Source organism: Dapis brunnea BLCC-M229 (assembly GCF_050015995.1).
In the GTDB taxonomy this organism is placed as follows: Bacteria; Cyanobacteriota; Cyanobacteriia; order Cyanobacteriales; family Microcoleaceae; genus Trichodesmium.
Map to the genome: position 1 here is coordinate 49,452 of NZ_JBNHEP010000249.1, position 8,395 is coordinate 57,846.

Here is an 8,395-nt window from a genome sequence, read left to right on the forward strand (position 1 = left end):
CAGAAAAGAGGGAGCAGGGAACAGGGAACAGGGAGGAGTAATTGATAATTTATAGATAATAATTGATTTGATTTTTAATTATCGGAAATATCTAATAAAAATAGTGAGTAGGGGGGGTGCATGCAACCTCCCTACAAAATTCAGATATATCAATCTAACTTTTAGGTGTTTGTGGCGTCTTTCTAAGCGCCTCATCAATATTAGAATCAGCAGTTTCTGTAGTAGAATCAGCTTGATTTTCTGATGCACCATTAGCTACAGTATACCCATTATGATAGTCTCTGATACGATCTTCAAGAGATTCAAAGCCATTAGAATGATAATCGCCATTATCATCTGAAAAACTATCCCGATCTGACTGCTCAGGTTTTTCGCCTTTCAAAAATCGAGATTCAAAATTTTTAACCGCGATATATAGGTTAGGAGTAATCAACAAACTCAACAAAGTACCAAATAACATTCCGCCAAATATTGCGGTACCGAGAGACCAACGACTGCTCGAACCTGCTCCAGTAGCAATAACCAGTGGCATAAAACCAATTAAACTAGAAATTGCTGTCATCTGAATAGGTCGAAAACGCTGTTCTGCTGCTGTAATTGCTGCTTTTGTAATGCTCAATCCTTTATCCCGTAACTGGTTAGCAAATTCTACAATCAAAATTGAGTTTTTAGAAGCTAAACCAATTAACATCACCAATGCAACCTGAGCATACACGTCATTAGTCACAACTGGCCAAACACTACCCGCCATCAGTATATTTGCTCGGAACCAAATTGCAACTAATGCTCCTAAGACTGCCAGTGGCACTGAGAGCATAATAATCATGGGATCGATATAGCTTTCGTATTGTGCTGCTAGTACCAAAAATACCATCACAAAACCTAAGCCAAAAATAACCGGTGCTGCACCACCAGAGGATTTTTCCTCCAACGCGCTACCCTGCCAAGCGTAACCAAAACCAGGGTCTAACAATTGTGCTGAAGCTTCCTCCATAGAAGCGATCGCTTGCCCAGAACTATAGCCAGGAGCAGGACCACCTTGAATTTTCATGGAACGGAAAATATTGTAGTGGGTAATAATTTCGGGTCCGACAAAATCTTCTATTTTCACTAAACTACCAAGAGAAATCATTTCTCCATCAAGAGAGCGGACATATAATTGATCTATATCTTCTGGTTTCGCTCGAAATTTTGGCTCTGCTTGAGCATAAACTCGATATTGGCGTTGCCCTAATACAAAGTCATTGACATAAGATGAACCCAAATAAGTTTGCAGGGTGGCAAATATATCATTTACATTAACATTTAATGCCTTGGCACGATCGCGTAAAACTTCAATTTTTTTCTGAGGTTTATTCGCACTAAATTGACTGTAAACACCTTGTAGACTTGGATATTCTGGGGAATTAGCTGCTCCAATTAACCGATTACCATTTTCGAGTAATGCTTGTAGAGGTAAACCTCCGCTACGATCTTGCAATTGAAATTCAAAGCCTCCCGTGCTACCTAATCCTGGTACTGGTGGGGCGTTGACAGCAAAGGCGTTCACTTCTTTTATTCCTTGCAATGCTCCATTTAACCTTCTGGTTATCCCGTAAACAGACTGTTGTGCTAGGGTTCGTTCTTCCCAAGGCTTAAGTAAGACGAAAAATATACCCTGACTGGGGTTTAGACCATCAAAACCAAATCCCGCAGCACCAAAAGCAGATTCAACTTCATCAAATTTTTCAATTTCCTCTTGAATTTTGTCTGCTGCATTAGCTGTATAATTTAAGGAAACTCCATCGGGAGCTTGGAAAATTACAATAAAATAACCTTGGTCTTCTTCGGGAACAAACCCACTGGGAACTACACCGTACATCCAACCTGTTGCGACTAGACCTGCGATAAAAATCGCCATGACAATAACATTGATGCGGGTAAGAAAACTGACTAATTTGCCGTACTTGTCTTGTAGCCAACCAAAACCCTGATTAAACTTATCAAATATCCAGCCTAACGGACCTGTTGCTTCCTGTTTTTGCCGCAGTAATAGTCCTGCCATACTAGGGGAGAAAGTTAAGGCGTTAAAAGTTGAACAGGCAACAGCAAAAGCAATAGTCAGAGCGAACTGTTTGTAAATTACTCCAGTTGTTCCAGGGAAGAAAGAAACAGGGATAAACACCGCCATTAATACTAAAGAAGTAGCGAGCGTTGCTCCCGTGAGTTCTTCCATCGAATCTAATGCTGCTTGCCGTGCTTTCATTCCCTGTTCAATTTTACTGGAAACTGCCTCCACAATCACAATTGCGTCATCTACAACTAGACCTGATGCTAAGGTACAAGCAAATAATGTTAGGGTGTTAATTTCAAAATTCAACATTTTCAAACCTGCCATTGCCCCAATTAGAGCTACAGGAATAGCGATCGCTGGAATCAGAGTAGCTCGCCAATCTTGCAAGAAAATGAAGATAATCAAAACAACTAAACCTACTGCTTGGAGCAGGGTAATTACCACTTCTTGCAGAGATACTTCCACAAATAATGTTGTATCGTAGGCAATATCATATTTTAATCCTGGTGGAAAACTCTCGCTGAGTGCTGCCATTGTGGCTTTGACTTGTTTAGCTGTTGCTAGAGCGTTACTGCCTGGTAATTGATAGATTGCTAAACCTGTGGTTGGGTCGCCATTATATGTAGCATCAAGATCGTAATTTTCTGCTCCAAGTTCGGCTCTACCTACATCTCTTACTTTAACTAAAGTACCATTTTCACCTACTTTGAGTACCAAATCTTCAAATTCTTCGGCATTTCTCATCCTCCCAATAGCTTGTAGAGGAATTTCATAAACTAAATCTGGTGGTGCTGGGTTTTGACCAATTTTTCCTGCTCCTACTTGAATATTTTGTTCTCGCAACGCATTAACTACATCCTGAGCAGTTAATTCGCGAGCTGCCATTTTCTGGGGATTAAGCCAAATACGCATAGCATATTTCCGTTCCCCTAAAATTGTAGCTTGACCGACCCCAGGAATACGTTTGATTTCATCTAAAACGTTTAGGTCGATGTAGTTACTCATAAAATTAGTGTTGTAGTAAAAGTTGCCATTTTCATCTTTTTCTGAGTAAGTGGCAATTACTAACAAAATATTAGGGGATGCAGCTTCTACTTTGACACCAGTTTGTCTGATAGAGTCTGGTAGGGAGGGTTCTGCTTGAGATACTCGGTTTTGAACGTTAACCTGAGCAGTGTTGCGGTCTACATCATTAGGGAATACAACATTAATACTCGTCTGACCGCTATTAGTGGTATTGGAGTACATATATTTCATGTCTTCAACACCGTTAATTTCTCGCTCTAAAATTGTAGTTACAGTATTTTCTGTAGTTTGAGCGTCAGCTCCAATATAGGTTGAACTTACTTGAATCTCGGTATTAGCAAGTTGAGGTAATTGAGCAATGGGCAACAATGGAATTGAGATTGTTCCCACTAATATTATTATAATCGTACAAACTGTCGTGAGGACAGGTCGTTTGATAAAGTTGTCAGCAATACTTAAAAGCATAATGAATTAGTTATCAGTTATCAGTTGTCAGTTATAGCGCTACGCGCTAGGGAATAGGGAATAGGGAATAGGGAATAGTAAACTGTCAAAGGGTTTCATAATTTAGAAATGTCAAATACCTGAATGCGTAGTGCTATATTAGTTATTAGTTATTAGTTATCACTACAGCAGCAATTTAACTTCTGAGTTCTGAATTTCTTTGTCATATAGAATCCGGTTGTATGATATATGTCTATAGTTCGGCTTTGTTGTATGAAAGCATATAGCTACCGCACAAGCTTAAGCATATGTACTTCAGACTTCTACAACTATTGTCCAATAGATGAAATTAACATCAATCTTTGATATAAAAAAGGCTGAAAGCTTTGCCTGCAAGGGCTTTGACGGATTTAACTATTGTCCAATAGATGAATAAAACATCAATCTATAGAAAGAGGGTGATATAGCTGCCACTAGGTTCACCTTTCATGTCGGGGACAACCGAAAAGCGGAACGGATGTTCTATCGATACTTTCATGCAACAAAGCCCTATAATTCTATAAATTACTTCAACATTCAATCTCCCCACCTCCCCATCCCCCCATCTCCCCATCTCCCCAACTCCCCATCTATTTTTAAGGGGACTATTTCTCATTTTTCTTCTCAGTGGGATTTCCTAACTCAGAATCATCAGCAATAGGAACGCCATTTCGGAGTTTTACTACACCTGAAACCACGATTTTGTCACTGCCCTTTAATCCCTCAGTTACTTCTTGATTTTGACCTTGAATTATTCCCAACTTTACAGGTTTCTGAGTTGCAATCAACTTTTTTTCACCATCCATAATTTTATCTTCTGCGAGAAACACAAAAGCTTGATCTCCGATCCGCCTGACAGCAGTAATGGGAACGGTTAATCCTTGCTTTTCTTCCCAGATAACTCTTGCTCCTACTTGTTGGTTAGTTTGCAGTTTCTTTTCAGCATTATTGTATATTGCTTTGACTAAAATAGTTTGAGTTCCTTGACCAGCATCTGGGGAGATGAAAGATACTCGACTACTGCCAACTAATTTATCTGTTTTATCTGTGTCTCTAGATATCAACTCAACTCGTGTACCCAGTCTAATTCGAGGTAGTAGATCTATGGGGATCTCAATATTAACTTCTAAAGTATTGTTGTCTTGAATAGTGGTTAGTTCACTTTGAGTATCTACATAATCACCAACTTTTGGTTGTACATTCCCAACTACCCCACTAATAGGAGCAACAATATCGTAATATTGTAACTGTACTTGCTCTGCTACTGCATTTGCTTGCGCTTGTTGTAGTTGACTGCGAGCTTGAGCTACCTGACTTTCCTGAGATGCAATTAGTTCGTCTTGACTAGCTATTTGAGCATCTAAAGTTTCAATGCGACGCTGCAAATCTTTTTTAGCACTTTCAACTTGTGCTTCAGAAGCTTTAATAACTTCTCTTTGAGAGGCTATTTGAGCATCTAAAGTAGTTGTACGTCTTTGTAAATCTTTTCTAGCACTTTCGACCTGTGCTTTAGAAGCTTCAATAACTTCTCTTTGAGAGGCTATTTGAGCATCTAGGGTAGTTGTACGTCTTTGTAAATCTTTTCTGGCACTTTCAACCCGTGCTTCTGCTGCTTCAATTTCTTGCTCTATATTATCTATTTCTGCTTCAGCTTGTTTAATGTCACGGGTAGCTTGGTCGAACCTTTCCTTGGGAACTGCTCCTTGTTCGTAGAGTGTAGAAAATCTTACTTGTTCAATTTTTTGGTATTCTAAAGTTGCTTCTCTTCTATCTTTCTCTGCCTTCTGGGCTCGTAAAGCTGCTTCGGCATCATCTACTTGCGCTTGCTCCGATAGGGACGTAGATTCAGCGATTAATCTATTTAGCTCTTGACGCTGTGACCCCAGACTTGCTTGAGCATTCTGTAAATTAGCTTCTTCTGATAAGGAACTAGACTCAGCTAGTAATCTATTTAGTTCCTGACGCTCTCGACGAAGGTTGGCTCTAGCATTTTCTAGATTAGCCCGCTCAGAATTTAATTCTCTTTGGGCGATTAGTTCCGTTTTATCATCTCTCAAGGATCTTAGTTGAGCCTCCGCACTATCTAATTGTGCCTTAGCTGAACCTATCTGAGCAATATTACTATCAAGAACTGCTTGTTGTTGAGAAGGATCTATTTGCAGTATGGGGTCTCCTTTTTTAACCCTATTACCTAATGATACAAATACTTGCCTTACTTGTCCGCTGACTCTTGGTTGAATAGTTGCTTTTTCTTTTCCTTCTAAATTTGCGACATACTCTGTACTTTCTGCAACTTGAGTCTCGTCAACTCTTGCTATTGTGACTGCTGTAGGTGGGGGTGGTGGTGGGGGTGGCGCACCACCACAGGAACTTAACAACAGGGCAGATAATAGCAAGGGCCAATATTTAGTTTGTTTGACTAATTCGCTATCCATTGGTCTTAAGTTCACTTGTGAATTTCTCCTAAGTTTTAGCTAGCTCTTGAATTTAAGTAATATGGGATTATTTCTGTCTTGAATATTGGATGCTTTATGCTAACATATAAATTATCAAATTAGTGACACAATCCCCTTTTTCAGAACTAGATTTTAAGAATATTTACACTGGCAAAAAAATAGTTTTGAGGTAAGTTTATATCTGATTAAATATCTTTTTAATAGAGTCTAAAAAAAAACTTAAATTATTCAATTTTTCAGCTTATTTTATTTATAATAATAGGTTGAGTTAAAAATATTAAGTAGCCAGTATAATTTAATTTTACTATGTCCGCAACGACAAGCTCGTAGTTTTGCTCTAGCCCAGAGTTAACGAAGTCAGAAGTCAACCCACCCCTAACCCCTCCCAGGAGGGGAAGTAGGGGATTTGAGCAAGCCTCCAAAAACATTTCGCCTTAAAAGCCGGGGTTTTAGACCCAATTATTTTGATATAGCAGAAGAAAGAAGGAAGACGGAAGAAGGAAGAAGGAAAAATCTGGCGTTGTCTGAGTTTTCAGCTTTTGATCTGTCCTAACCTTTGCTTCGACTGCTATAAATATTTGGGTAGTTCTAAAGATGTAGTGATATTGGTAGGATATGTCAATGTTTTAGCCGACAAAATCACTACTTTATCAAAACGTTGGTTGAAGACCCGCGCTCTCCCGCAGGGGAGCGACGCAATTGGAAAACCAATCAATTTTGCGGGTTTACACATAGTATGTTAGGATGTAAATGTTGACAATTAATCAGTAGATGGTCGAAAAAGCGTACAAATTTAGATTTTACCCAACTCTGGAGCAGGAAAGTCTGCTGAGGAGGACGTTGGGATGTGTACGCCTCATTTACAACAAAGCTTTAGATGCAAGAACTACTGCATGGTATGAGAATAAAGAACGAGTCGGTTACAAACAAACTTCAGCCATGCTTACCTCTTGGAAAAAGCAGGAAGATTTAGATTTTCTCAGAGAAGTCAGTAGTGTACCCTTGCAGCAAAGTTTAAGACATCTACAGACTGCTTTCACCAACTTTTTTAGTGGACGGGCGAAATATCCCAACTTCAAGAAAAAGCGCGCGGGGTGGTAGTGCTGAGTTTACCTCATCAGCATTTAAGTGGAAAGATGGTCAAGTCTATTTAGCGATCGGGTGCACAACCACTACCTATTAGGTGGAGTAGACAACTGCCAGCAGATTGTGTACCTAGTACAATTACTGTCAAGCTTGAGCCAAGTGGCAGATGGTCTGTATCTATGAGAGTCAATGATACCAGAGATTTGAGGCTGAAACCGACGAACAAACAAGTGGGGGTTGACTTAGGTCTCACCAGTTTGCTAACTACAAGTGATGGTAAAAAAGTTGCTAACCCAAAAAATATTCAAAAGTTACATAAAAAACTGAGGTTAGCCCAGAAATCCCTAGATAGAAAACCCGACAAAAAGTCTAACAACTATTACAAAGCTAGGCTGAAAGTCGCAAAGATACACGCAAAAATCAAAGACTCCAGGCTTGACTATACCCATAAGCTAACAACCCAACTGATTAGAGAAAATCAAACTATTGTAGTTGAGGATTTAGTAGTAAAAAACATGGTCAAGAACCACAAAGCACGCTAGAGCAATAAGTGATGCCAACTGGGGAGAATTAGTGAGGCAATTAGAATACAAAGCTGATTGGTATGGACGGGAATTAATTAAGATTGACCGATATTTCCCCAGTTCCAAGCGTTGTTCTAATTGTGGTCATGCAGTAGAAAAATTACCTTTGAATATTAGAGAGTGGGATTGTCCTAAGTGTGGGAGTCACCATGACAGGGATATAAACGCAAGTGTCAATATTTTAGCTGCTGGACTAGCAGTGTCAGCGCCAGTCGCTCATGGGGGAAACCCCCAAGACCGCGCTGGCTTGTCTGTGGAGCGCGCCTTTAGACCCGTTGGCGAAGCCTGTGCGAAGCACATAGGGAGTAAATCTCGGAGGGCGGGTGCTATGTTAGCGCAGCTCCTCTGCAAGAGGCAGCAGAAAGCCCCTAACAGTGATGTTAGGGAATCCCGCGCTGTCACGCAAGTGCAGCGTCGGGAGGATGTCAAAGATGACTACCAATAATATTTGAAGGGCTAAAGCTCTACTACAAACAAAGGCAGATAACTTACTCTCTAACACCATCACATAAATGGCGATCGCTTTCACAACCTCGTAGTTTTGCTCTAGCCCCTCAATTATCTTTGGGCTAGAGTCCTACTACAAACAAACTTACTTCCCAATACCATCACATAAATGGCGCTCGCTTGGAGTCAAACACTTATGAGCAGGCTCGTAGTTTTGCTCTAGCCCCTCAATTATCTTTGGGCTAGAGTCCTACTACAAA

2 protein-coding genes and 1 pseudogene are annotated in these 8,395 nt (G+C 40.1%); 1 reads left to right on the forward strand and 2 read right to left on the reverse strand.

Going from position 1 to position 8,395, the window contains the following annotated elements:
* Nucleotides 1–154 precede the first annotated feature (154 nt).
* Both ACP6PM_RS28650 and ACP6PM_RS28655 read right to left on the reverse strand, forming a co-directional pair.
* Nucleotides 155–3,544, reverse strand: a complete 3,390-nt coding sequence (locus tag ACP6PM_RS28650) for an efflux RND transporter permease subunit (RefSeq protein ID WP_426590289.1) — start codon at nt 3,542–3,544, stop codon at nt 155–157.
* Between the two features lie 623 nt (nt 3,545–4,167).
* Nucleotides 4,168–5,997, reverse strand: a complete 1,830-nt coding sequence (locus ACP6PM_RS28655; RefSeq protein WP_426590290.1) for an efflux RND transporter periplasmic adaptor subunit — start codon at nt 5,995–5,997, stop codon at nt 4,168–4,170.
* A gap of 792 nt (nt 5,998–6,789) precedes the next feature.
* Between ACP6PM_RS28655 and ACP6PM_RS28660 the strand changes: the two are divergent.
* A pseudogene (locus ACP6PM_RS28660) lies at nt 6,790–8,133 on the forward strand (RNA-guided endonuclease InsQ/TnpB family protein).
* Nucleotides 8,134–8,395: the final 262 nt, after the last annotated feature.